Source organism: Citrobacter amalonaticus (assembly GCF_018323885.1).
GTDB classification, from domain to species: domain Bacteria; phylum Pseudomonadota; class Gammaproteobacteria; order Enterobacterales; family Enterobacteriaceae; genus Citrobacter_A; species Citrobacter_A amalonaticus.
This window is the reverse complement of record NZ_AP024585.1, coordinates 1194356-1219726: the sequence shown is the minus strand read 5'-3', so window position 1 is coordinate 1219726 and position 25371 is coordinate 1194356. Positions and strand designations below refer to the sequence as shown.

Below are 25371 nucleotides of genomic sequence, written 5' to 3'. Positions count from 1 at the left end.
TAACGACACATCCGGCTGGCGCGTTAAAATGCGAAGCACGAACAGCCGAGCGCGCCCCAGAAGGCCCGATCGTCAGACACCGGGATCCCCGACTGGCGGGCAATATCATGCTGATGACCGTGTACGCCGCAGCTCCCGCAGCACTGGTGCATCTGCACCACGGCGCCTGCTTTCGCGGCGGCTGGCGGCGCCGCGCGATAGTGCCCCGGCACTTTCACCACCGGAGACCAGTCCGGGACGACCGGGATCGCTGGCGGCGCGAGCGGAGTAAACGGTCCGGCGGCATACACCACTTTGCCATCGACAATCGTCATCACCGACTCAATACCTTTGATCTCCTCTTCCGTGACGCTGAAGTAGTCTTTTGACAGCACTACCAGGTCGGCCAGTTGATCTTTGACAATGCGCCCTTTTTTGCCTTGCTCGCTGGAAAACCACGCGCTCCCTGCCGTCCACAGTTCCAGCGCCACGTCGCGCGGTAAACGGTTGTTGTCGTCATACATCGCCGTACCGCCGACCGTGCGCCCGGAAACCAGCCAGTACAGCGCCGTCCATGGGTTATAGCTGGCGACGCGGGTGGCATCCGTTCCGAGCCCCACCGGCACCTCGGCGGCCAGCATTTTCGCCACTGGCGGCGTCTGTTTCACCGCTTCTTTCCCGTAGCGGTCGATAAAGTATTCGCCCTGGAAGGCCATACGATGCTGTACCGCAATGCCGCCGCCCAGTGCTTTCACGCGATCGATATTGCGCTCGCTGATAGTCTCGGCGTGGTCGAAGAACCAGTGCAGGCCATTGAACGGAATATCACGGTTCACTTTCTCGAACACATCCAGCATCCGGCTGATCGATTCATCGTAAGTGGCATGCAGACGGAACGGCCAGCGGTGCTCCACCAGGTGGCGCACCACGCGCTCCAGTTCATCCTCCATGCCTTGCGGTAAATCCGGGCGCGGTTGCAGGAAGTCTTCGAAATCCGCTGCGGAGAAGACCAGCATCTCCCCGGCTCCGTTCGCACGGTAGAAATCGGTCCCCTGGCCCGGCTTGAGCATATCGGTCCAGCGCTCAAAGTCTTCCAGTTCCTGCTTCGGTCGCTGCGTAAACAGGTTATAGGCAATGCGCACCGTCATCTGATTGTTGGCATGCAGTTGCTCGATGATCTCGTAATCTTCCGGGTAGTTCTGAAAACCGCCACCAGCGTCGATGGCGCTGGTCAGTCCGAGACGGTTCAGTTCACGCATAAACTGGCGGGTGGAGTTCACCTGCATCTCCAGCGGCAGTTTTGGCCCTTTCGCCAACGTCGAGTAAAGGATCATGGCGTTAGGTTTGGCGATAAGCATCCCGGTAGGGTTACCGTTACCATCACGGACGATCTCGCCGCCTGCCGGATCGGGTGTCGCTTTGGTGTATCCCACGGCTTTCAGCGCCGCGCGGTTTAACAGTGCACGATCGTACAGATGCAGCACGAAAACGGGAGTATCCGGCGCGGCGTCGTTAAGCTCTTCCAGCGTCGGCATCCGGCGTTCGGCAAACTGAAATTCACTCCAGCCGCCCACCACGCGAACCCACTGTGGCGAAGGCGTTCGGTCGGCCTGTTCTTTCAGCATACGCAGCGCATCGGCCAGCGAGGGTACTCCTTCCCAGCGCAGTTCCAGATTGTAATTCAGCCCACCGCGGATCAGATGCAGGTGGGAATCATTAAGCCCCGGAATCACAGTGTGACCTTTCAGATCAACCACCTGTGTACCGTCTGCGGCAAAACGCATCACCTGGTCGTGCGTTCCCGTGGCGAGAATTTTTCCGTCCTTGATCGCCACGGCTTCCGCCTGCGGGCTATGGCTGTCGAGGGTATGTATTTTTCCGTGGGTCAGAATCAATGAGGCAGTTTGAGACATAACGTTCTCCTGATAAGCCGATCAGGCTTTTTTTAGCCAGCCGGCAAACAGACGGGTTACGATGGGCATCCACAACCAGACCACCAGCGCAACCACACAGGCATCGTTAATCAGATGCAGTAACAGCGTTCCCTTCAGCGACGGCAATAGCATGCCGGTCAGCCACGGCACCAGATTAGTGCTGGGAAAAATAACCAGCAAAGTGATCAGGAACTGCTTCCAGCGCAGCGGTTGACGGACGTGTGGCGCGGGGGGCGTAAACCAGAATGCCGCTTCGGTGTGGATCTCGGTTTTATCGCCTTCCGCCAACAGCGGAGCGATCTCTTCGACCAGGAGCCGTCGCGTATCTGATTGCGTCCAGTTATAGAGATGCTCGAGCGTGTCGAAACGAATGATGATGCTCCACAGATTGTGCCCGTCCGTCGGGCGAATGACGTTCGCGCCAAGGTGTCCGGGAAATTCCGCCGCAACCGGCATAATTTTCCCCAGCCATTGTTCATATCGCGCCGCCTGATTGGGCTGCAAAGTATGCGTAATCACCAGCGTCACAGGTTTATTCTGCGCCATGTCGGGTTCCTTGCTGAAGGTTAATGGCGGGTTACCCCGCCATCAGACTGCTGACAAAGAAGGAAAAGGTGGTTTTCCCTTCTTTGTGGTTATCAGCCGAGAATCAATGAATTGATTTTCCTGGTTTTTAATTCAGAATCAGGCCTTACGCTCCGGTGCGCCATGCACCATCGTGTAGGCATAATCCACGCCCATGCCGTAAGCGCCGCTGTGTTCACGAACCAGATCCATCACCGCGTCATAGGTCTCTTTGCGCGACCAGTCACGCTGGTACTCCAGCAGAACCTGCTGCCAGGTCACCGGTACGGCACCGGCCTGCACCATGCGATCGATCGCGCGCTCATGCGCATCAACAGAGGTACCGCCGGAGGTATCCGTCACCACATACACTTCGTAACCGGCTTCCAGCGCCATCAGTGCCGGGAAGGTCAGGCACACTTCAGTCCATAGCGCAGAGATAATCAGCTTTTTACGCCCGGTCGCCGCCACCGCTTTCACAAAGGCCGCGTCTTCCCAGGAGTTCATGGAAGTACGTTCGATAGGTTTCACATCCGGATGCACCGCCAGTAACTCAGGCCAGATGTAACCACTAAAACTTTTTGTTTCGACTGAAGTATAAATGACCGGCACATTAAATATTTTGCCTGCTTTCGCCAGTGCGACGGTATTATTTTTCAGCGTCTGGCGATCAATATTCGCAACCCCAAATGCCATTTGCGGCTGATGGTCAATAAAAATGAGCGTCGAGTTAGAGGGATTAATCAGTTCCCGAATAGACATAATATACTTCCTTAATCAATGAGTTAGAAATTGACGTCTGGTATCCGCCGTCAGCCATCAAATCCTGAATCAGAAAGCCTGTTTAGTATAGTTGGAAATTTCTAACGACTTATTAAAGAAAACTTACCAGCGTATGAAATAAGCCTTTTCCGGCGATATAGTCTGGCACCTTCAAAAAAATGCGGATCTTCCGTCTAATTTATTCACTGGTTTTGTTTATCGCTATTCGGTACAACAGTGAGGTTTACTTTCAGGGATATATTCAGCCTATGCGCATTAATCTGGACGTTCTGCTTATCCTGGACGCTATCGACAAATACGGTACTTTTGCCGCCGCTGCCGAATCGTTGTTTAAGACGCCCGCGGCGCTCAGCTATATGATTCAGAAGCTGGAAAAAGACCTGAACATCGAGCTGCTTGACCGCTCCGGGCATCGGGCCAAATTCACCGACACCGGACTGATGATGCTGGAAAAGGGGCGTTTGTTGCTCAGTGCGGCAAAAGATCTGGAAAAGCAGGCGCTGCAACTGAGCTCCGGTTGGGAAAAAGAGCTGGTCATTGCGCTGGATGTTTCCTTCCCCTTTGAGGTGGTGTTACCTCTCATCGACGCCTTCCACGCGCTGAACAAACAAACGCTGCTTAAATTTTCGTATCACACGCTGGCAGGGTCATGGGAAGAGCTCACGCATAATGGCGCGGATATCATTCTTGGCGCGATTAACGAACCACCGACCTCTGCCGCGTGGTCCTACAAAATGTTAGGGACTCTGGATAATGTTTTTGTGGTGGCGCCCAATCATCCGCTGGCCGCACTCTCTGACAGACTGACGAATGAACAACTCTGCCTGCACCGCGCCATTGTCATCAGCGACAGCGCGCGTTTTTGCCATCCGCTGCAAACCAACCTGATGGAAGAACAGCCGCAAATCCATGTTGACGATTTTCACAGTAAAGTGGCGCTGCTGCGCGCCGGGATGGGCTGCGGTTTTCTCCCGCGGCATATCGCCAGCCCGTGGCTTGCCACGGGCGAACTGGTCGAAAAAAACGTCATCTCTTTTCGCGAAAAAGATGTCGCCTATATGGCATGGCGCGATGGTAGCCACGGGCTGGCGCAGCAGTGGTGGCGGGAAACGCTGCTTGCCAGCCGCGACATCGCGCAGTTGTATCAGTGATTCAGCCAGAGGGTGGCGGAAATCGTCGGCAGCGACAGGACGTCCTCAACCAGCTGCCCTTTTCCTTCTTTACAACGCCATTCTGTTACGTTCAGCAGCGGTGACGCTGGGAGCACCACCTCACACGCCTCTCCGCGGTTAATGGCTACCAGCACGCGCTGCTGCTGGTAGACGCGCAAAAATACCACTACGTTGTCTTCCGCATAAACCACCTGGCACCCACCGTAGCGTAACGCCGGGATACTATGCCTCAGTTTCGCCATCCGCTGGTACAGGGCAAGCAATGTGACATCCTGTTTTTCCGCCTGCCAGGGAAACGTCTTGCGGCAGAACGGATCGTTATCGCCATCCAGTCCCACCTCATCGCCATAATAGATACAGGGCACGCCGGGCCAGCTAAACAGCCAGACTACCGCCAGCGGCAGGCGGGCGACATCGTTGCCCAGTAGCGACTTGAAACGGGCGGTATCATGACTGTCGAGCTGGTTGAACATCCTCAGTTGCTGCTGATGAGAGAGCCCGGCGCGATAGTTTTCCATCCACGCCATGCAGGTCTGCGCGTCAATCTGCTGAGGATCGTAAGAGATATCGGTATTGGCAAGAAACCCCCACAGCGGAAAGGTGAAGCCACGATAGTTCATCGCAGCATCTTCTGCATCCGCCTGCAGCCACTGTCGCGCGTCACCAAAGTGTTCGCCAAAGACGTAGGCTTCTGGCTGCGTTTCCTTCGCCGCCTGAACGATCCCGGCGACATGCTTAAGGTTGTTACGCGCTCCGCCCGCTTCACCCAGCATATGCACGACATCGAGCCGCCAGCCGTCCATGTTCCACGGCGCTTTCAGCCAGTGACGAACGATGCTGTCTTCGCCGCGATATATTTCGTTGACCAGACTTTCGGACTGATAATCCAGCTTCGGCAGACTGGCGTATCCCAGCCAGTCCAGCGCAACGCCGTCTGGCGAAAAGCTGTACCAGTCACGCCAGGGTGATTCTGGGTTATGGCACGCGCCGCCGGAGCCGCGCTGATAACGATCGAACCATGTATGAGAGTCGCCGCTATGGTTAAACACGCCGTCCAGCACCAGCCGCATTCCCTGCTGCTGCGTTTTCTGCCGCAGACGCATTAACGCCTGATCGCCGCCAAACTGCGGATCAACATGGCGATAATCTTCGGTGTCGTACTTATGCACGCTCGGCGCAGTAAACACAGGGTTCAGGTACAGCGCGGTGACGCCCAGTTTTTTCAGGTACGGCAGCTTTTCGCTGATACCGTCGAGGTCGCCGCCATAAAACGTGGAGCCGCCAGCCTGCGCAGTCACCGGTTCATCCCAGTCACGTAGCACAATCTCCTGCCCGGCGGCGTGATGGTAATAGACCTTATCCTGCTCTGCGTCGCGTGACGAACTGCGGGCAAAACGGTCAGGAAAGATTTGGTAGAAAACCTGATCGGCCACCCACTGCGGCCCGCTGTCCGGTGCATCTACGGCAAATTGCTCCAGACGAGCAGGCGGAAAACGGCTGAACCCAAGCGGTGTAAACCACAACTGGCGATCGATCCAGAGCAGTTTGAAGCTGTAGCGCCGACGCGGCTGCCCGCTGCGAAGATCAATCGCCGCACGCCAGGCGGTCACGCCCGGGAACGGCTGCGTGCGTAATTTATGCATCGCCAGCGCAATTTCTTCGTTGTCATTCTCCGCACGCAGCGTGACGCGCTGCGGCAGGTTCTCCCCCGTCAGCCAGAGCGTAATGGCCAGTTGGTCTTTGTTTTGCTTAACAAATGGGGCAACCGGTAGGTGCCAGGCGTTCAACATCACGTATCCCCTTTGATGAAAATGAGCACACCTTGCCATAGCGATTTACAGGATAACTCATCATCTGAAGGTTTATTGGGGGAGGAGTTCGGGGGAGGAGAAATGACCGGATGGCATTCACGCCACCCGGTACAATCTTACTGCGCTTGCTCCATCTGGCGATCGTGGCGACGCTAGAACATCCAGCCAATCATCAGCAGAACAATCCAGCCACAGCCCACGTACAGCGAGATGCGGGTGTCGGGATGATAGCCAATCAGTCCGATGATAAAGACGAGGAAAATCAGGCCTACAATGGTTGTTGCCACGCCGCCCGGCACTTTAAACTTCAGCGCTTTCACCTCTTCCGGCGGCAGACGACGACGGAACGCGATTTGCGACAGCAGGATCATAATCCACACCCAGACCGTCGCGAAGGTCGCCAGCGACGCAATCACCAGGAAAACATTCTCCGGCATGATGTAGTTCAGATACACCGCAAACAGCAGAGCGATAGTCATCACCATCACCGTGACCCACGGGATCCCCCGACGCGAGGTTTTGGCGAACACTTTTGGCGCACTGCCCTGCTCCGCCATCCCGTGCAGCATACGACCGACGCCAAAGACGTCAGAGTTGATCGCCGACAGTGACGCCGTCAGCACCACAAAGTTAAGAATGCTGGCGGCAAAGGTAATACCGAGATGCTGGAAGGTCAGCACAAACGGGCTGCCATCGGTTCCCACCTGGTTCCACGGGTAGATAGACATAATGACAAACAGCGTCCCCACGTAGAACACCAGAATACGCATGGGCACCGAGTTAATCGCGCGCGGAATGGATTTCTCCGGGTCTTTCGCTTCGCCGGCAGTGATACCAATAATTTCAATACCGCCGTAGGCAAACATCACCATCTGCAACGACATCACCATCCCCAGCCAGCCGTTGCTGAAGAAGCCGCCGTTGCTCCACAGGTTATGGATCCCGGTCGGTTGTCCACCGTTGCCAATCCCCCAGATGATGATACCGAAACCAGCCACGATCATGATGATGATGGTGGCGACTTTAAAGAAGGAGAACCAGAATTCCAGTTCACCAAACACTTTCACGCTCATCAGGTTGATGGCACAGATGATCAGCACCACGCTGAGCACCCAGATCCAGTGCGGCACCGTCGGAAACCAGACGCCCATATAAATGCCGAATGCGGTCACGTCGGCAATGGCGACAATCAGGATTTCAAAACAGTAGGTCCAGCCGGTAATGTAACCGGCGAGCGGGCCGAGGTTTTCCTGCGCATAGCGCGAAAAGGAGCTGGCAGAAGGGTTGTGTACCGACATTTCACCCAACGCACGCATAATGATATAGGCCGCCACCCCGCCAATAATGTAGGCCAGCAGCACGCTTGGCCCGGCCATTTTAATGGCATCCGCAGAGCCATAAAACAGCCCGGTGCCAATGGCTGAGCCCAGGGCCATAAAGCGAATGTGTCGGGTGCTTAGCCCACGCTTCAGCTTGTTATTACTTTCCATCGATTCCTAACCCATCAACACAATAAAAAACCACGGGGCCAGTAATAGCCCCGTGGTTAAAACACTTTTCCGCAATCTTAGTGTGCGCTGGAGGTCACCTGTCGACCTGCTGCGCGATCCCAGACAACCGCCAGGACCACCATCACGACAGTGGGCATTAACCACGCCAGACCTTGTTCCGCCAGCGGTAAGCGCTGGGTCCAGGCTGGTAACACGTCGCCGATTGCCGATGCTTTAATACCATCAAGGATACCAAAAATCAGGCTGATAAACATTGCCGGAGCAATGACGCGGGTCGAATTATGCCACCATGAGCGGGTAAAACTTAATACAACCAGTGCGATACACGGCGGGTAGATCGCCGTCAGCACCGGAATAGAGATCTGAATCAGATGGCTGAGCCCCAGGTTGGACACCACCATTGAGAAGCCGCCAAGAATAAACACCAGTGTGCGGTAGGAGAGCGGCACATACTGGGCGAAGAATTCGGCACAAGCGCAGGTCAGGCCGACCGCCGTTACCAGACAGGCGATAAAGATCAGTGCCGCCAGCAGCAGGCTGCCTGCACCGCCAAAGGTGTGCTGAACATAGGCATGCAGGATCGCCGCGCCGTTCGCCGACTGATCGACCAGTGTAGCGCTGTCAGATCCGAGACGGAACAGCGCCAGGTACAGCAGCGTTAATCCGACGCCCGCCATCAGGCCAGCCCAGACGGTGTAACGGGTCAGCAGACGCGCTTCGGTTACGCCGCGAGAACGCGCGGCGTTAACAATAACGATGCCAAAGACCATCGCGCCCAGCGTATCCATCGTCAGGTAGCCATTAACGAAACCATTGGAGAACGCGGCGGTCTGGTACGCTTCCATCGCATGGCTGATCGGACCGGCAGGCCAGATGATGGCCGCAACGGAGAGCACAATCAGCGCCAGAATCTTCAGCGGCGCCAGGAAGTTACCCACGGTATCCAGCAGTTTACCCGGATAGAGCGAGACCAGAATGACAATGGAAAAATAGACCACGCTGTAGATAAGCAGTGGCATAGCCGAATCGCCGGTCAGCGGGGCGATCCCCACTTCAAAAGAGACCGTCGCGGTGCGCGGCGTGGCGAATAACGGCCCGACGGCCAGATAGCAGACAGTCGCCAACAAAACGCCAGCGACTTTACCGATAGGGGTACTCAGACTATCAACACCACCACCGACTTTCGCCAGCGCGATAACGGTCAGCACTGGTAGCCCAACAGCGGTGATCAGAAAACCGAATGCCGCCATCCAGACGTTTTCGCCTGCCTGCAAACCAACCATTGGAGGAAAGATGATGTTCCCTGCGCCGACGAACAGCGCAAAAGTCATAAAGCCCAGCGCAATAATATCGCGCGATTTTAACTGATGGGTCATAAAGCTTACGGCCTGTGGATGTGGTGTTGATTAAATTAACGTGATGTCTTTCCCAGCGGGAAGAAACAGCGGTTTTTTTAAGCTATTCCAGAGGGATATCTCCCATAACCTGGAAAGCAGAGAATAGTTTTTCGATTTACCGCCTGAATACAGTCAGTCTGACAGCATCTGGGGCGCAATTTAAACGCTTATAACGTTTTAAAGCAAGGAGGGATCCAAAAACCGGAAGATTATAGTGATATCAAATCTCATACCAGTGTAAAACACCATACTACAGAAAAAGTCATGGCTTATCATGCGAACAAAAAACAACCAGACGTTGATAAATTCAGCAGACTTATCTTAGCCGCAAAGAAAATAAGCCAGCATTGGCTGGCTTATGGAAAGAAAACCTTACGATTGCACTTTAAGCACTTTTTTTGGCAATTAATCGTTCCGGCAGCACAAAACTAAAGCGCGTCCCTTTACCCAGTTGACTGTCGATCATCAGGCGACTTTCATGATGATTCACCGCGTGTTTGACGATAGCCAGCCCCAGTCCACTGCCGCCCGTTTGCCGCGAACGCGCTTTATCAACGCGATAAAATCGCTCCGTTAACCGCGGGATATGTTCCGGCGCAATGCCCGGTCCGTTATCCTCCACGCTAAACTCCGCGCCGTGCGGTACCGTCTGCCAGCAGACGGTGATATGGGTTCCCGCTGGCGTATGGTTCACCGCGTTATACACCAGGTTGGACATCGCGCTACGCAGTTGTTCTTCATTCCCCAGCACTTTCAGCTGGTTATCCACCTCAAAGCTAAAAGTGTGCTTCTGCTGACTGAGCGTCTGCGCCTCGCGTTCGACCATGCGCAATATCATCGGCACATCGACCTGTTCATTGAGCAAAAGCGTCGGTGCGGCTTCAATTTTCGACAGCGTGAGCAACTGTTTTACCAGTCCTTCCATGCGCGAGGTCTGGTCGCGCATCGTTAACAGCGCTTTTTCGCGCGTTGCCCCTTCCAGCGTCTGCTCGTGCATCATTTCAAGATAGCCCTGCAACACCGTAAGCGGGGTACGCAGCTCGTGGCTCACGTTGGCGAAGAAATTACGTCTTGCGCCTTCGAGCTGGTGCATCTGGGTCATGTCGCGCGCCACCATAAGCAGTTGCTTATCGGTATACGGCATAACGCGAATTTCCAGATGTCGCCCAGTATTAAGCACCAGATTCAGCGGTCGACTGAAGTCCCGCTGCTTGAGGTACTGCGTAAACTCCGGGTAGCGCAGCAGGTTAAGGATGTTCTGTCCGCTATCGTCCGGCCAGCGTAAGCCCAGCACCTGTTGCGCCAGACCGTTACACCAGAAGATCCCCCCCTCTTCGGTGGTCAATACCACCGCATCGGGCAGCGACTCCGCCCCGCTGCGAAAGCGTTTAATCAGATTGCCCAGCTCGCGACGACGCTTTTTATTGCGCAGTTGCATCTGATGCAAACCGTACAGCAGCGGTTCCCAACTGCCTCGTCCCGGCGGCGGCGTCATGCTTCTGTCGACCCACAGCCACCATGAGAGACGTAATAAGTTCCAGAAATGCCAGATAAGCAGTCCAGTTACCGATGCCAGTAAAAACCACGGCAGGTAACCAAAAAATGCACTTAGGATGAAGGCCGGGATACAGCAAAGTATCAGCTCCAGCACCAACCTTTTCCATGACAGCCGTTCCAGCACGGGTCACTCTCCCTTCAGAGCCAGGCTCTTGTTCTTGCCTTTCAGAAACGGGTCGAAAAACGATACCCTGTCCCGCGAACCGTCTGCACCATCCGATCGTGGCCGCTGGCTTCCAGCGCCTTACGCAGACGGCGAATATGCACATCAACCGTGCGATCCTCAACGTAGACATTGGTGCCCCAGACGTGATTCAGCAGTTGTTCACGGCTGTAAACCCGCTCGGGATGCGTCATAAAGAAATGCAGGAGTTTAAATTCTGTCGGCCCCATGTCGAGTGGGTTGTCGCCGGTCATCACGCGGTGCGATGTGGGATCCAGGCTTAACCCCTGCATCTCGATGACCTCTTCCACCGCCATCGGCGAGATCCTACGCATCACCGCTTTGATACGGGCAACCAGCTCTTTCGGCGAGAACGGTTTGGTAATGTAATCATCCGCGCCAGTTTCCAGGCCGCGTACGCGATCCTCTTCTTCCCCTCTGGCGGTCAACATCATGACCGGAATATCCCGGGTCATCGCTTCACGCTTGAGGTGTTTAATAAACTGTAGACCAGAACCGCCGGGCAACATCCAGTCAAGGAGGATCAAATCCGGCCAGGGTTCATTAAGCTGGTTCACCGCACTGTCATAATCTTCAGCTTCAACGGGTTGAAAGCCATTTTGCTCAAGCACGAAACAGACCATTTCGCGAATTGGAGCTTCATCTTCTACGACCAGAATACGTCTCGCCATGATTTGCCCTGTTATATAAGTTGCTTATCATCATCTGTCTTAATGCGGCGCCATTATGCGTCAGTTTTATGACAGATTTATGAAAATGTATGCTGACGTTAACCTTAGGTTGTTGATTTATGACACCCGAGAAACGAGATATTACAGCTTCCGAATGGTTATAATCCCCTTTATGCTTTTTTGCCATGGAACCGTTATGCGCATCCTTCACACCTCTGACTGGCATCTGGGACAAAATTTCTACAGTAAAAGCCGTGCCGCTGAACATCAGGCTTTTCTTGACTGGCTGCTGGAAACGGCGGTTGAGCAGCAGGTGGACGCGATCATCGTGGCAGGCGATATTTTCGATACCGGCTCACCACCAAGCTATGCCCGCGAGCTCTATAACCGTTTTGTGGTCAACCTACAGCAAACGGGCTGTCATCTGGTGGTATTAGCGGGAAACCATGATTCCGTCGCCACGCTGAATGAATCCCGTGAGATTCTGGCGTTTCTCAATACCACGGTGGTGGCCAGCGCCGGTCACGCGCCGCAGCTCCTGCATCGTCGCGACGGTCAGCCCGGCGCGGTGCTGTGCCCGGTGCCGTTTTTACGCCCGCGCGACATTGTCAGCAGTCAGGCGGGACTCTCCGGTCAGGAAAAACAGCAGCATCTGCTGGGTGCCATCACCGACTATTATCAGCAGCAATACGAGGCCGCCTGCGCGTTACGTGGCGATCTCGCCCTGCCGATTATCGCCACCGGCCACCTGACCACCGTTGGCGCCAGCAAAAGTGACGCTGTGCGTGACATTTATATTGGTACGCTGGATGCTTTCCCGGCGCAGAACTTCCCGCCTGCCGATTATATCGCGCTGGGCCACATCCACCGGGCGCAGAAAATTGGCGGTACGGAGCACATCCGCTACTGCGGCTCGCCCATCGCGCTGAGCTTTGACGAATGCGGCAAAAGCAAATACGTGCATCGGGTGGACTTCCAGGACGGCGCGTTAGCCGGCGTTGAGGAACTCATCGTTCCGGTTACGCAACCGCTGGCAATATTAAAAGGCGATTTCGCCGCCATTACCGAACAGCTGGAGCAGTGGCGTGACAGCCCTCCGGCCCCCCCGGTCTGGCTGGATATCGAAATCACCACCGATGAATACCTGCATGATATGCAGCGGAAAATTCAGACGCTGACGGAAACGCTGCCCGTTGAGGTACTGTTAGTCCGACGCAGTCGGGAGCAGCGCGAACGCATGTTGTGTAACGAACGCCAGGAAACGCTGAGCGAGCTGAGCGTGGATGAGGTATTTACTCGCCGTCTGGCGCTGGAAGAACTTGAGCCGCCGCAGTGCGAACGCCTGACAGCACTTTTTCACCGCACACTACAGACACTGTCCGGGGAGCATGAGGCATGAAGATTCTCAGTCTGCGCCTGAAAAACCTCAATTCGCTGAAAGGGGAATGGAAGGTCGATTTCACGGTGGAGCCCTTTGCCAGCAATGGCCTGTTTGCCATTACCGGGCCTACGGGGGCGGGTAAAACCACTCTGCTCGACGCGATTTGCCTGGCGCTGTACCACGAGACGCCACGCCTGAATACCGTGTCGCAATCGCAGAACGATCTGATGTCCCGCGATACGGCGGAATGTCTGGCGGAAGTGGAGTTTGAAGTCAAAGGCGAAGCGTATCGTGCGTTCTGGAGCCAGAACCGGGCGCGCAACCAGCCCGACGGTAATTTACAGGTTCCGCGCGTTGAACTGGCGCGCTGTGCCGACGGGAAAATCCTTGCCGACAAAGTGAAAGACAAACTGGAGATGACGGCGGAACTGACCGGTCTGGATTATGGTCGATTTACCCGTTCGATGCTGCTCTCGCAGGGGCAGTTCGCCGCCTTCCTCAACGCGAAGCCGAAAGAGCGTGCGGAACTGCTGGAAGAGCTGACCGGCACGGAAATTTACGGCCAGATCTCTGCCCAGGTGTTTGAACAGCACAAAACCGCACGCACCGAACTGGAAAAATTACAGGCGCAAGCCAACGGCGTCGCGCTGTTAGCCCCCGAGGCGTTGCAGACGCTGACAGAAAGTTTGCAGGCACTCACTGACGAAGAAAAACAGCTGGTCGCCCAGCAGCAGACTGGACAGCAGCAGTTGAACTGGCTGACGCGACAGCACGAACTGCAGACCGACGCGAACCAGCGTCAGCAGATGCTGCAGGTTGCCCAGGAAGCGCTGGAAAACGCCCAGCCACAGCTGGCAACGCTCAGCCTCGCACAGCCTGCCAGAGCGTTGCGACCATTGTGGGAGCGCATTCAGGAACAATCCGCTACCGTCTCCCGCACTCGCCAGCAGATTAACGAAGTAAATACTCGCTTACAGAGTAGATTCACGCTTCGCAACCACATCCGACGCCAGGCAGAGCAACAGTCCACCGCCCTGCTCGCTACGCAACAGACGCTGAGCGAGTGGCTAAACGAACACGATCGCTTTCGCCTATGGAACAACGAGTCAGGAGGATGGCGCGCCCTTTTTGCTCAGCAGGCCAGCGATAACGTTCAGCTGGCAAAATGGCAGCAACAGCAGGTCAACGATAGCCGCAAGCTGGAATCGCTGCCGCCAGTGACGCTCAATCTGACGGCAGAGGAAGTCGCAGCGGCGCTGGTGCAACATGCGCAACAGCGTCCTCTGCGCCAGCAACTGCTTTCGCTCCATGGTCAGATTGTTCCCCGACTGACGCGTTTGAGTCAGCTTCAGGCGACGATAACGCATAACAAACAGGAACTGGCCCGACTCAATACCCTGCTGGAGGCAAAGCGCCAGCAGTATAAAGATAAATATCAGCAGTATCAGGATGTTAAAACACTCTGTGAGCAAGAGGCGCGGATCAAAGATCTGGAAAGCCAGCGTGCGCAGTTGCAGTCCGGCCAGCCCTGCCCGCTTTGCGGTTCCACCACCCATCCTGCTGTCGCGGCATATCAGGCACTCGAACCTGGTGTTAATCAGGCGCGACGCGATGCGCTGGAAAAAGAAGTCAAAATGCTGGCCGACGAAGGCGCCACCCTGCGTGGACAGTCCGAGGCAGTCAACCAGCAGCTACAGCGTGACGAAAGCGAAGCGCAGACGCTGGCTAAAGATGAGCAAGCGCTCACTCAACAGTGGCAAACAACGATCGCCGCACTGAACCTCACGTTACAGCCGCAGGATGATATTCAGCCCTGGCTGACGGCGCAGGACGAACACGAGCAGCAACTCTACCAGTTGAGCCAGCGCCATGACCTACAGGCGCAAATTACCGCCCATGCACAGCAGGTGGCGCAGTTCCGCCAGCAAATCGACCAGCGCCAGGCGACGCTGGCAGCACAGTTAAGCCGCTATACGTTGTCACTTCCTGAGGAAGGCAGCGAGGAGGCATGGTTAGATGCGCGCGCGGCAGAGGCACAAACATGGCAACAGCGGCAGACGGAGTTGACGGCGATACAGGCGCGTATCGCGCAGCTCACCCCGCTACTCGAGACGCTGCCCGCCGTCGATACCCACGCAGAAGATGATGCAAGCGTGACGCTGGAAAACTGGCGTCAGGTTCATGACGAGTGCGTGTCGCTGCGCAGTCAATTGCAGACATTACAGCAGCAGGAGAAACAGGAAACTCAGCGCGCTGCCGATGCGCAGGCGCAGTTCGATGCCGCGCTGTCGCACAGTTTGTTTGCCGATCAGGCAGCATTTCTTGCCGCGCTGCTGGATGACGAGGCGGTCACGCGTCTGGAACAGCTAAAACAGTCGCTGGAAAACCAGGTTCAGCAGGCACAGACGCTCGCCACACAATCGGCGCAGGCGCTGGCGGCACATCAGCAACAACCGCCAGCGGGTCTGGATCCCACGCTGTCGATTGAGCATGTTCAGCAAACCGTGGCGCAGCTTAACGATCGGGTACGCGATAACGCTACGCGTCAGGGCGAAATACGCCAACAGCTAAAACAGGACAGCGACAATCGCCAGCAGCAGCAGACGTTGATGCAAAAAATCGACAACGCGATGCAACAGGTTGAGGACTGGGGCTACCTGAATGCGCTAATCGGCTCTAAAGAGGGGGATAAATTCCGCAAATTCGCCCAGGGGCTGACGCTGGATAACCTGGTCTGGCTGGCGAACAACCAGTTGACCCGCCTGCATGGTCGCTATTTACTGCAACGTAAGGCCAGTGAAGCGCTGGAACTGGAGGTGGTCGATACCTGGCAGGCCGACGCCGTACGCGATACCCGTACCCTTTCCGGTGGCGAAAGTTTCCTGGTCAGTCTCGCGCTGGCGCTGGCGCTCTCCGATCTGGTCAGCCACAAAACGCGCATTGACTCGCTGTTCCTTGATGAAGGCTTCGGCACGCTCGACAGTGAAACGCTGGATACCGCCCTTGATGCGCTGGATGCGCTCAACGCCAGCGGCAAAACCATTGGCGTGATTAGCCATGTAGAAGCGATGAAAGAACGGATTCCGGTGCAGATCAAGGTGAAGAAAATCAACGGACTAGGCTACAGCAAACTCGACAGGATGTTTGCCGTAGAATAACAGGTACGACAGGCCGGATAGCGCCGGCCTCTCCTGGCACTATTCCTGCGGCCACAGCCACGCCGCACCGCGCACGCCGCTGGAGTCACCATGCAGAGCCTTACGTACCGGCGTTTCACACTCACCACCAAACACAAACTGTTTAATTAGCGGCGGTATCGTTTTGTACAGGCGGTCAATGTTGCTCATTCCGCCGCCGAGAACGAAAACGTCCGGGTCAAGAATATTCACCACATGAGCCAGCGATTTTGCCAGCCGCAGCTCATAGCGGCTGAGCGCCAGTTCGGCCAGCGCATTTTGCTCCTCCACCAGACGGATAATCTCACTGCCTTTTAAGGCGTTACCGCTCAGGCGCTGGTAATCGGTGGCGAACCCGGTACCGGAAATAAACGTCTCAATGCATCCCTGTTTTCCGCAGTAGCAGGGGACTTCTTCACGGTAGCGAAGCTCATCCTCATCCATCCACGGCAAAGGGTTGTGACCCCATTCGCCCGCCGTCCCATTGCCGCCGATGTGCGCCCGACCGTTGAGCGCCACACCTGCGCCGCAGCCGGTACCAATAATCACGGCAAAAACCGTCATTGCCCCGGCAGCCGCTCCATCAACGGCCTCAGAAACGGCCAGACAGTTCGCGTCATTCGCCAGACGAACGTCACGCTGCAGACGGGTGCTGAGGTCTTTATCAAACGGCTGACCGTTCAGCCACGTGGAGTTGGCATTCTTCACCACGCCGGTGTAAGGCGAAATGGAACCCGGGATCCCTATCCCTACCGTCCCCGTTTGTCCGGTGGTCTGCTCCGCCATCGCCACCAGCGTGGCAATGATTTCGATGGTTTGCTGATAGTCATTTCGCGGCGTCGGCAGACGATGGCGGAACAGTTGTTCACCAGCCTCACTGAGCGCGATCACTTCCGTTTTGGTGCCGCCTAAATCAATACCAATACGCACACGGTGTTCCTCTTTTTTTGGGAATATCAACAGAGTAGAGCGAGGTATAGGGAATGGCAATGCAAGCCTGCCGACAATTCGTTACTATACGCGCTGGATTTAACGACAAGGCCGTGGAAATTATCATGCTGTGGTTCAAAAATTTAATGGTTTACCGTCTTAGCCGCGATATTTCATTGCGTGCCGAGGAGATGGAAAAACAGCTAGCCTCGATGACGTTTACCCCTTGCGGTAGCCAGGATATGGCAAAAACGGGCTGGGTGCCGCCAATGGGATCGCACAGCGATGCGTTGACGCATACTAACAACGGCCAGATTTTGATTTGCGCGCGTAAAGAAGAGAAGATCCTGCCCTCTCCGGTGATCAAACAGGCGCTGGAAGCGAAGATCGCCAAACTGGAAGCCGAACAGGCGCGTAAGCTGAAGAAAACCGAGAAAGACTCGCTGAAAGATGAAGTGCTGCATTCGCTGCTGCCGCGCGCCTTCAGCCGCTTTAGTCAGACCATGATGTGGATCGACACCGTGAACGGATTGATCATGGTGGACTGCGCAAGCGCAAAAAAAGCGGAAGATACGCTGGCGCTGCTGCGTAAGAGCCTCGGCTCTCTGCCGGTGGTTCCGCTGGCGCTGGAAAACCCGATTGAGCTGACGCTCACCGAGTGGGTGCGTTCCGGCACCGTGGCGCAGGGCTTCCAGTTACTCGACGAAGCCGAACTGAAAGCCATGCTGGAAGACGGCGGCGTGATCCGGGCAAAGAAACAGGATCTGGTGAGCGACGAGATCGCCGTACACATTGAAGCCGGTAAAGTGGTGACCAAACTGGCGCTCGACTGGCAGCAGCGTATTCAGTTTATGATCTGCGATGACGCGTCGATTAAGCGCCTGAAATTCAGCGACGAACTCCGCGATCAAAACGAAGACATCGACCGGGAAGATTTCGCCCAGCGTTTCGACGCGGACTTTATCCTGATGACCGGCGAACTGGCCGCGTTGATTCAGAATCTGGTGGAAGGTTTAGGCGGCGAAGCGCAGCGCTAAGCGAAGATTCCCTCTCCGTGCGGAGAGGGAAAAAATATTACAGATAGCGGCAAAGATAAGAGGTCGGTTCTGCGACCTGTAAATGAAACTCGCTATGGCCCGGGACGTTAAATACTTCTCCTGCGGCATACACTTTCCATTCGGTGGTATCCGGCAGTAACACATTCAACGCGCCGCTTACGACCGTCATCTCTTCAGGCTCTGCGGTACCGAAGGTGTATTCACCTTCCAGCATCACGCCTACACTGGCACGGCCAGTACTGCTGCTGGTAAAGCCGATTGATTTTACTTTGCCGGAAAAGTATTCGTTACTTTGAAGCATAAACGGACCCTGTCTCGTTGGTAAATTGACAACCAATATAGGGGGCAGCCCTTTGGCCTGTCACGCAAAATTAAACCAGCAATTCTGAAGCCAGTCGCGCAATCAGCACATTAGAGAGCAGTACCGGGACATCGAGCGATTTTTGCAGGACATCGCGGTGGCGCTGATGAAAACCCAGGGAGTCCAGCATGATGACATCCGCCCCTTGTTCCAGCAGGTCTTTACCGGCTTCAATCAACTGCTGGGTACTGCCGTGAACCGGATTCGCCAGCGAGAACAGCGGCGGCGACTGTAAAACCTGCCATTTTTCCGCTTGATCGGCCATCAGATCTTCAACCGGCACAATCACCCCCACCTGATGGCCATCGACAATTGAGGCCACCAGCGGTGGAATAATACGCAGCGGCTCAAGCAGAATGCTGTTACGGGCGGTCATGCTGGCAATCGACACAGTGCTCATCAGTAAAATGACGTCGTAGCCCTGGTTATCCAGCACTTCGATGACGCTTTGCAGATCGCGTTCTACTTTCTGCCGCGAAACATAAGCCAGTTCATTATCGTTAAGCAGGGTTAACAGCGGGTCTTCGTCGGACTCCAGCGCATATTCCGCCAGGACGTCATCACGACTCATTTTTCCGAGCAAGCTGTGATGGGTGATATGTTGTTCGTCGATGTACTCAGTCAGAAGCGGTAAGACTTCACTCATGGGTACAACACCGATTGTGAGGATAGCCAACGACGCACTCATTTTTTCCACCTTCGTTTTTACTTCGTCGTTTATTCCCGGGCAAATGCGCTGCACCACTGCCGACACTTACCTTTTGCAAATGCAAAAAAGCGTAGCAGGCGCAGCGCAAATCGCTGTGTAAAGATTCCAGATCATTCCAGTAATAGGTTGTTATTGTTTGATGTTAGTTTTCAGGTACAACGATTCATCGGCGAAAAATGTGATGCAGGTTGGGTTTACACTCGCTCAGATTCCATTCCGAGCTGTTCAGTCGTCAGGTTTTATCAGGATCTTCGTAACGGGCTTTCGCATCCATCGCTTCCTGCGCGCTGGGATGCTCGCTGATTAACGAATCCGGTTTCGGGTGATCGGCGCGCAACTGGTACCAGGTGACCGTCTGTCCCGGCGTCCCTTTCTCAATGGTGACAATATACGCTTCGCGTGGATATGGCGGTTTGGTTGGCATAGTGCTTCCTTCTGTCGAATGAAGTTTAAGTATAGACCCCGCCTTGCCTGCAGCGCGCGCGCTGCGCCAGCCTGCGCTGAATTTCAGAAATCACCTGGTCAGGTGAATTCGCCGCATCAATGATGAAATGGGCCGCTTCGCGATACAAAATATCCCGCTGTTGCAGCACCTCCTGCACCTCTTCGCTCAGGGGTTTACCGGTCAGCGTGGGGCGCAACTCCTCTTCAGGCGAGGCCTCAAGACGATGAACCAACGTGGAAACCGGCGCGCTTAAATAAATGACGATGCCGTTATCACGCATAAAGTGGCGGTTATAATCAGTGAGAATGATTCCCCCGCCGGTCGCGATGACCGTTGACGGTGCAGTCACCGCCGCCAGTGCAGCCGTTTCTCTGGCGCGAAAACCCGGCCAGCCTTCACGCTCGACGATTTCCGCGACGGTCATTTGTACCTGCGACTGCAGCCATTGATCGGTATCGACAAACCGACAACCAATTGCCGTAGCCAGCGCCATGCCAACCGTTGTCTTTCCACAGCCGCGTGGGCCAACAAGATAAAGCGGTTGCGTCATAGTGGGCGTTCCCCAGAAGGCCGCAAAGCGGCAGGATCAGATGTCATTAAAGGAATAATCATACCATCAAACTAGTACAGCGTTAAGTGTAAAGTATTTATTCCACTAAAAGTGAAAATATCAATGTACGCCCTACTATATCAAGAAATAGCGCCGAGGAAAGTGTAAAAAATAAATTACATTCACGCGTTTCTGCGCTGAACTTCCAGCCACCACTTTTCCAGTTCCGCCGCAAAATGCTGACGATCGCGGGCAGAGAGGCTATCCGGACCGCCCGTCTGGATCCCGCTGGCGCGCAATGTATCCATAAAATCGCGCATTGTCAGACGTTCGCGAATGGTCGATTCGGTATAACGCTCACCGCGCGGATTAAGCGCCGACGCGCCTTTCGCCAGCACCTCGGCGGCCAACGGGATATCGGCCGTGATGACCAGATCGCCCGCCGCACACTGGCGCACAATCTCGTTATCCGCCACGTCAAAACCCGCAGGTACACGCAGCGTACGGATATACGGCGACGGCGGCACGCGCAGGCTCTGGTTCGCTACCAGAATCAGCGACATTTGCATGCGCCCGGCGGCACGATAGAGGATCTCTTTAATTACGTTCGGACACGCATCCGCATCCACCCATATGGTCATACTGGCTCCCGTCTCTTGTGCAATCGGCTATTGTCTCGTGCTTTTGCGCTGCGGCAAAGTGCTGTTTACCCTTCATGCGTCTTTCAATCCGCGCTAAGCTAGGCTTTATCAAACAAAACAACAACTATCACCCATAGGGAGTGACGAGATGGAGAAGAAAATCGGTTTTATCGGCTGCGGTAATATGGGGAAAGCAATCCTCGGCGGCCTGATTGCCAGCGGTCAGGTGCTTCCAGGCCAGATCTGGGTCTACACCCCTTCCCCCGATAAAGTTGCCGCGTTGCACGATCAGTATGGGATCAACGTCGCGCAGTCCGCCCAGGAAGTCGCCCAGGTGGCGGATATTGTTTTCGGCGCCGTGAAGCCGGGCATTATGATCAAAGTGCTCAGCGAGATAACCTCCAGCCTTAACAAAGAGTCGCTGGTGGTCTCTATTGCAGCAGGCGTGACCCTCGATCAACTCGCCCGCGCGCTGGGACACGACCGGAAAATCGTACGCGCAATGCCGAACACGCCGTCGCTGGTTAATGCCGGGATGACCTCAGTGACGCCAAACGCGCTGGTTACCCCGGAAGACACCGCGGATGTGCTGAATATTTTCCGCTGCTTTGGCGAAGCCGAAGTGATTGCCGAGTCGATGATTCATCCTGTGGTTGGCGTCAGCGGCTCCGCCCCGGCGTATGTCTTCATGTTTATCGAAGCGATGGCTGATGCCGCAGTACTGGGCGGTATGCCGCGCGCACAGGCTTACAAATTTGCCGCTCAGGCGGTCATGGGTTCCGCGAAGATGGTACTGGAAACGGGCGAGCATCCTGGCGTACTGAAAGATATGGTTTGTTCGCCTGGCGGCACGACAATTGAAGCGGTCCGCGTACTGGAAGAGCGAGGATTTCGTGCAGCGGTGATTGAAGCGATGGCGAAGTGTATGGAGAAGTCAGACAAACTCAGTAAATCCTGAGTGAACAACCGGACGTCAGGCCGCCACTTCGGTGCGGTTACGTCCGGCATTCTTTGCTTTGTAGAGCGCCAGATCGGCCGATTTCAACCATTCCCGATAGTGACTGAACTGCGGCGTTAACGGCGCAACGCCCACGCTGATATGTAAAATGACCTGCGGCGCGCAGGCCAGACGTAACCCGCGTAGCCCCTCATGAATCCGTGACATCGCCGCGATGGCGCTCTCGGCTGGCGTACCGCACATAATCACCGCAAATTCATCACCGCCAAAACGCCCGATCACATCGCTCCCGCGCAAGGTGATTCTCAGCTGTTGGGTTAGCGCCAGAATAGCTTCATCGCCAACATCATGACCCCAGGTGTCATTAATACTTTTGAAATGGTCGATATCAATGATCAGCAGCGTGGCCTCCCGATGCTGGCGACGGCAGTGCTCAAATTCGTTGCGCAGTAATATTTCCCAGTGTCGCCGGTTGTAAACGCCTGTCATGCCATCACAGGTACTCATCACCTGTAACCGACGCTTATGTTGCGCCAGCCTGGTCGCGGCCTGATAGCTAATCCAGGAGAATAACAGCGGGTAAATCACGATGACCGGCAGCGTCAACACCCCTTCCAGCGGCGCGCTTCTTAAAGCCAGAGAGGTTCCCGTTAACTGCAATGTGACCAGACAGGCAACCACCATCAGGGCCAGTCCGGTAACAAACAGTCGCACACCGCCTGCGCCCATCAGATTCATACAGATGATCATCAACAACGCGGCGGAAGGCAGCGCATTGACGCCCATCAGTCCCATCCACATTCCGGCGAGTACCGCATCCGTTTTTAAATTGGCAAATTCCCGACTCATCGGGTCGACGGCTCTGCTGGCGATTTGCCAGGCCAGATGAGGCCAGACGAACGCCCATCCCACCAGCAACAACCACCAGACGCCGGGGACAGGGTTCGCGACCAGCGCGGCGGCGACAGGGAAAAACATCCCTCCCAGCGCCACTGCGCGCGGCACTCTTACTCGCCGGGCGAATCGCAGTCCAGAGCGTTGATGGTCGTTTTGCTGCGATGAAAGAGCGGTTTCATCGAGATCGACCGGTTGTTTGTAAAAGTTTTCGTCGTTCATTATTTTTTGGGAACATTCTGAAACAATTTTCCCAAATTATAGAGACGGGTCAGGCGGGGAAAGTATGATATTTCGGGTGAGCGTTTTTCTTTGCTCACCCGTAAGCACTAGGTCGGCTAGGCTGCTTTCTTCAGGCAGGCACTCATAAACTTACTGCGGTCGTCACCTTTTAGCGATTGTTCCGTCGCCTGGACGTTGCACTCGCGCATTTTTTGCTGTTGCGGCGTCAGGCTTTTTTCACCAGGAGCTGACTTGCTGTTTTTAAGGCAATCGCTCATGTACGTCTTACGGGCATCTCCTTTCAACGCTTTCGCCGTCGCCTGTTGATTGCAGGTGGTCATGCGCTGCTGCTGCGGGGTTAACGTTTTCTCAGCCGCACCAACGGTCGTTAAAAAGATCAAACCAAACAATAGGGTAACCAGTAATGTTATTTTCATAGCACCATCCTTTTTTGAGTATTCACTCGACTATCTCCCGCGAATAAACGCCGGGAGATTCAGATAAGTCTGGCTGCTAACGATAAAAAAACCACCCGACAGCAAAAGTTATCCTGTCGGGGGTGGATTATTTCAGGCCGAGTGCCGCTTTCATGGTATAGAACAGGTCGGTTTGATCGGTCAGCCCCACCACGTTGGCCGCATGAGGGCCGTAGGCCGCAATACGCAACTGGCTGCCGGTATGCTCCTGCGATTCCTCTTCGGAGTTGCCATAGCTGATCACCATCACGGCGCCATCTTTGGTGTTTAATGCCTGGGTCAAGCCCGGCGCTTTTGTCTCTGGTGCGACGATCTGGCTGGCGTGAGCGTGATCGGCAGTGACGATCACCAGCGTGTTACCTTCTTTTTTCGCAAAGGCCAGCGCGCGCTGCACCGCTTCGTCCAGATCCACCGTCTCGCCGATCTGTCCGCAAGGATTGGCGGCGTGATCCTGTTTATCGATGGAGGCCCCTTCCACCTGCAGGAAGAATCCCTTCTCATTTTTGCTGAGCAACTCAATGGCTTTGTCGGTCATTTGCGCCAGCGTGGGTACGGTCTCATCGCGTTTTGGATTCGGCGTACAGGTTACTGCAGGCTTATCAATATTGCCGTGATAAGACGCTTTTGGGCCTTCCCAGCGCACAGGCATGTTGCCGTCAGAGAACAGTCCCAGCACCGGTTTGTCCTGACTGGCTTCGCCGATCGCCGCCAGCGAAGCCGCATCGCCGACCAACTGGTAACCCCGGGCCTCGGCCTGTTCACGCAGCGTTTTGCCCTGCCACTCGCCGGCGGTTGCGGTTTCGGCGAACGTTTTCGCACCACCGCCCAGCGTGACATCCGCGCGGGCATTCAGCAGTTGTTCGGTGATCGAGCCTTTACCGCCATTTTCCAGCGCATTCGTCGGGCATTTCTCGCTCGTTACGCTCGGGCCATAGCATTTACGAGACGTCACGTGCGCTAACAGCGCGGCTGGAGTGGCATCCTGCAGCTCGGCGGTTGAGACGTTACCCGTCGCCAACCCCGCCGCTTTCGCCATTTCCAGCAGCGTCGTATGATCTTTTTCGTGAATATCGACGCCCAGCGCGCCATTGTAGGTTTTCACGCCGGTTGTCCATGCGGTTGCTGATGCCGCAGAATCCGTCACGTAATCCGGTTTACCGGTTTTTTTATTCAGCGCATAGTGGGTGTATTGGCCAGTCAGCGGTAAGGCATCAATCCCTTTAAAATAGCCACCCGCGCCTTCAGCATAATTTCGCGCGGCCGTAATTTCCGAATCACCCATACCATCGCCAATCAATAAAATAATATTTTTAGCCGGTTTATCATTCAGTGATTCGCGCAATGCTTGTGTTTGATCGGCCGATAATCGGCGTGCTCCGCCTGGCGTTGTAATATCACCCTGTGCGGCACGATTGTCCAGCACCGCCATTGACGACGTTTCAGAATGACTCACAGGCATATACAACAGTGGTAACAATGCAAGAGCAATAGCGCTTTGTTTCACTTTATTTTCTCCATGTACTTAATACACTTAAAATAAAAAACAAAGCGACTATAGGTCTCTGATATGACAGGTTTATGACAGCATAGAAACGAAATAAACTAGTAACGAGGATGCCTCAACAGCTTTTGTACGTACTGGCGCAGCAACTCCGTATCGTTATCCGGAACGCTGGCATCGGGCTTTACGTCATCAAGTGCGCCCTCTACCTGATGAATCAGCATTTGCTGCTCGTTCTGAGCCATATTGCGCAGCATCGCTGTAACGATAATCTCTAATGCTTCTACCTGAGCAACCAGTTCTTTCGACTCTTCCTCTTTCTGGGCAAGCTTAAGCAACAACTCAGCTATTAGATTTTTCATGACCGCATTTCCTTATCCAAAGAAGGCTGACGGTATCACTATGAATCCATGCTGCCTAGAGTCTGAAAGTAGTATTTTTATAAAAAAGGAAAGACTTTGCGTAAATAATCACAGAATACGGTGAGCGAAACGTTTCTCGCGCGA

The 25371-nt window shown here is 55.0% G+C and carries 23 protein-coding genes; 5 read left to right on the top strand and 18 right to left on the bottom strand.

Features of this window, described 5'->3' with window-relative positions; translation table 11 throughout:
- Nucleotides 1-23 precede the first annotated feature (23 nt).
- The 3 genes from KI228_RS05740 to KI228_RS05730 all read right to left on the bottom strand — a co-directional run bounded on the left by KI228_RS05740 (nucleotide 24) and on the right by KI228_RS05730 (nucleotide 3239).
- Nucleotides 24-1892 (bottom strand): amidohydrolase, encoded by a 1869-nt coding sequence (locus KI228_RS05740; RefSeq protein ID WP_043001614.1) that lies wholly within the window; start codon nucleotides 1890-1892, stop codon nucleotides 24-26.
- A 21-nt stretch (nucleotides 1893-1913) separates the two neighbouring features.
- Nucleotides 1914-2459 carry an antibiotic biosynthesis monooxygenase gene (locus KI228_RS05735; RefSeq protein ID WP_043001615.1) on the bottom strand — a complete coding sequence of 182 codons (546 nt, stop codon included), beginning with the start codon at nucleotides 2457-2459 and terminating at the stop codon, nucleotides 1914-1916.
- A 138-nt stretch (nucleotides 2460-2597) separates the two neighbouring features.
- Nucleotides 2598-3239 carry a hydrolase gene (locus tag KI228_RS05730; protein ID WP_043001616.1) on the bottom strand — a complete coding sequence of 214 codons (642 nt, stop codon included), beginning with the start codon at nucleotides 3237-3239 and terminating at the stop codon, nucleotides 2598-2600.
- 269 nt (nucleotides 3240-3508) lie between these two features.
- Here KI228_RS05730 and KI228_RS05725 point away from each other — a divergent pair, with 269 nt between their 5' ends.
- Nucleotides 3509-4411, top strand: coding sequence for a LysR family transcriptional regulator (locus KI228_RS05725; RefSeq protein ID WP_141227409.1), 903 nt, complete (start codon nucleotides 3509-3511; stop codon nucleotides 4409-4411).
- Here the strand turns inward: KI228_RS05725 and malZ are convergent.
- The 5 genes from malZ to phoB all read right to left on the bottom strand — a co-directional run bounded on the left by malZ (nucleotide 4405) and on the right by phoB (nucleotide 11563).
- Entirely contained in the window at nucleotides 4405-6222 is a 1818-nt protein-coding gene (gene malZ / locus KI228_RS05720; RefSeq protein ID WP_043001618.1) for a maltodextrin glucosidase, read from the bottom strand. The two genes, KI228_RS05725 and malZ, sit on opposite strands and share 7 nt — an antisense overlap.
- 173 nt (nucleotides 6223-6395) lie before the next feature.
- On the bottom strand, nucleotides 6396-7733 hold the full coding sequence (proY, locus tag KI228_RS05715) for a proline-specific permease ProY (protein ID WP_141227408.1): 1338 nt from the start codon (nucleotides 7731-7733) through the stop codon (nucleotides 6396-6398).
- A gap of 77 nt (nucleotides 7734-7810) precedes the next feature.
- Nucleotides 7811-9130, bottom strand: a complete 1320-nt coding sequence (brnQ, locus tag KI228_RS05710) for a branched-chain amino acid transporter carrier protein BrnQ (protein ID WP_044259012.1) — start codon at nucleotides 9128-9130, stop codon at nucleotides 7811-7813.
- Between the two features lie 406 nt (nucleotides 9131-9536).
- Complete coding sequence (phoR, locus tag KI228_RS05705; protein WP_061070477.1) at nucleotides 9537-10832, bottom strand: phosphate regulon sensor histidine kinase PhoR; 1296 nt, start codon at nucleotides 10830-10832, stop codon at nucleotides 9537-9539.
- Nucleotides 10833-10873: 41 nt separating this feature from the next.
- A complete protein-coding gene (gene phoB / locus KI228_RS05700; RefSeq protein ID WP_043001622.1) occupies nucleotides 10874-11563 on the bottom strand; it encodes a phosphate response regulator transcription factor PhoB in 690 nt (229 codons plus the stop codon).
- Nucleotides 11564-11759: 196 nt separating this feature from the next.
- Here phoB and sbcD point away from each other — a divergent pair, with 196 nt between their 5' ends.
- The gene (sbcD, locus tag KI228_RS05695; protein WP_061070710.1) at nucleotides 11760-12962 is read left to right on the top strand and encodes an exonuclease subunit SbcD; all 1203 of its coding nucleotides are present in this window, start codon (nucleotides 11760-11762) and stop codon (nucleotides 12960-12962) included.
- Nucleotides 12959-16102 carry an exonuclease subunit SbcC gene (gene sbcC / locus KI228_RS05690; RefSeq protein WP_061070478.1) on the top strand — a complete coding sequence of 1048 codons (3144 nt, stop codon included), beginning with the start codon at nucleotides 12959-12961 and terminating at the stop codon, nucleotides 16100-16102. The genes sbcD and sbcC overlap by 4 nt, the downstream gene beginning before the upstream one ends.
- A gap of 39 nt (nucleotides 16103-16141) precedes the next feature.
- On the opposite strand, the gene mak is transcribed toward sbcC, so the two are convergent.
- Nucleotides 16142-17050, bottom strand: a complete 909-nt coding sequence (gene mak / locus KI228_RS05685) for a fructokinase (RefSeq protein WP_061070479.1) — start codon at nucleotides 17048-17050, stop codon at nucleotides 16142-16144.
- A gap of 125 nt (nucleotides 17051-17175) precedes the next feature.
- On the opposite strand from mak, the gene rdgC reads away from it, so the two are divergent.
- Nucleotides 17176-18087, top strand: coding sequence for a recombination-associated protein RdgC (gene rdgC, locus KI228_RS05680; RefSeq protein ID WP_044259030.1), 912 nt, complete (start codon nucleotides 17176-17178; stop codon nucleotides 18085-18087).
- A gap of 37 nt (nucleotides 18088-18124) precedes the next feature.
- Here the strand turns inward: rdgC and ppnP are convergent, their stop codons facing one another.
- The 5 genes from ppnP to KI228_RS05655 all read right to left on the bottom strand — a co-directional run bounded on the left by ppnP (nucleotide 18125) and on the right by KI228_RS05655 (nucleotide 20814).
- The gene (gene ppnP, locus KI228_RS05675; protein ID WP_042324593.1) at nucleotides 18125-18409 is read right to left on the bottom strand and encodes a pyrimidine/purine nucleoside phosphorylase; all 285 of its coding nucleotides are present in this window, start codon (nucleotides 18407-18409) and stop codon (nucleotides 18125-18127) included.
- A 70-nt stretch (nucleotides 18410-18479) separates the two neighbouring features.
- Entirely contained in the window at nucleotides 18480-19157 is a 678-nt protein-coding gene (locus KI228_RS05670) for an AroM family protein (RefSeq protein ID WP_043001625.1), read from the bottom strand.
- Between the two features lie 253 nt (nucleotides 19158-19410).
- Nucleotides 19411-19602 carry a protein YaiA gene (gene yaiA, locus KI228_RS05665; protein WP_043001626.1) on the bottom strand — a complete coding sequence of 64 codons (192 nt, stop codon included), beginning with the start codon at nucleotides 19600-19602 and terminating at the stop codon, nucleotides 19411-19413.
- A 25-nt stretch (nucleotides 19603-19627) separates the two neighbouring features.
- Nucleotides 19628-20173: a shikimate kinase AroL gene (gene aroL / locus KI228_RS05660; protein ID WP_061070480.1), complete on the bottom strand. Its 546-nt coding sequence runs from the start codon at nucleotides 20171-20173 to the stop codon at nucleotides 19628-19630.
- Between the two features lie 182 nt (nucleotides 20174-20355).
- Nucleotides 20356-20814: a YaiI/YqxD family protein gene (locus tag KI228_RS05655; protein WP_043001628.1), complete on the bottom strand. Its 459-nt coding sequence runs from the start codon at nucleotides 20812-20814 to the stop codon at nucleotides 20356-20358.
- A 148-nt stretch (nucleotides 20815-20962) separates the two neighbouring features.
- On the opposite strand from KI228_RS05655, the gene proC reads away from it, so the two are divergent.
- Nucleotides 20963-21772 (top strand): pyrroline-5-carboxylate reductase, encoded by an 810-nt coding sequence (gene proC, locus KI228_RS05650; RefSeq protein WP_043001629.1) that lies wholly within the window; start codon nucleotides 20963-20965, stop codon nucleotides 21770-21772.
- Nucleotides 21773-21787: 15 nt separating this feature from the next.
- On the opposite strand, the gene adrA is transcribed toward proC, so the two are convergent.
- From adrA to iraP, 4 genes are all read right to left on the bottom strand, one after another.
- Nucleotides 21788-22888, bottom strand: a complete 1101-nt coding sequence (gene adrA / locus KI228_RS05645; protein ID WP_061070481.1) for a diguanylate cyclase AdrA — start codon at nucleotides 22886-22888, stop codon at nucleotides 21788-21790.
- A gap of 116 nt (nucleotides 22889-23004) precedes the next feature.
- The gene (psiF, locus tag KI228_RS05640) at nucleotides 23005-23325 is read right to left on the bottom strand and encodes a phosphate starvation-inducible protein PsiF (RefSeq protein ID WP_043001631.1); all 321 of its coding nucleotides are present in this window, start codon (nucleotides 23323-23325) and stop codon (nucleotides 23005-23007) included.
- Nucleotides 23326-23452: 127 nt separating this feature from the next.
- On the bottom strand, nucleotides 23453-24868 hold the full coding sequence (phoA, locus tag KI228_RS05635; protein ID WP_212807553.1) for an alkaline phosphatase: 1416 nt from the start codon (nucleotides 24866-24868) through the stop codon (nucleotides 23453-23455).
- 98 nt (nucleotides 24869-24966) lie between these two features.
- Nucleotides 24967-25227: an anti-adapter protein IraP gene (gene iraP, locus KI228_RS05630; RefSeq protein WP_043001633.1), complete on the bottom strand. Its 261-nt coding sequence runs from the start codon at nucleotides 25225-25227 to the stop codon at nucleotides 24967-24969.
- Nucleotides 25228-25371: the final 144 nt, after the last annotated feature.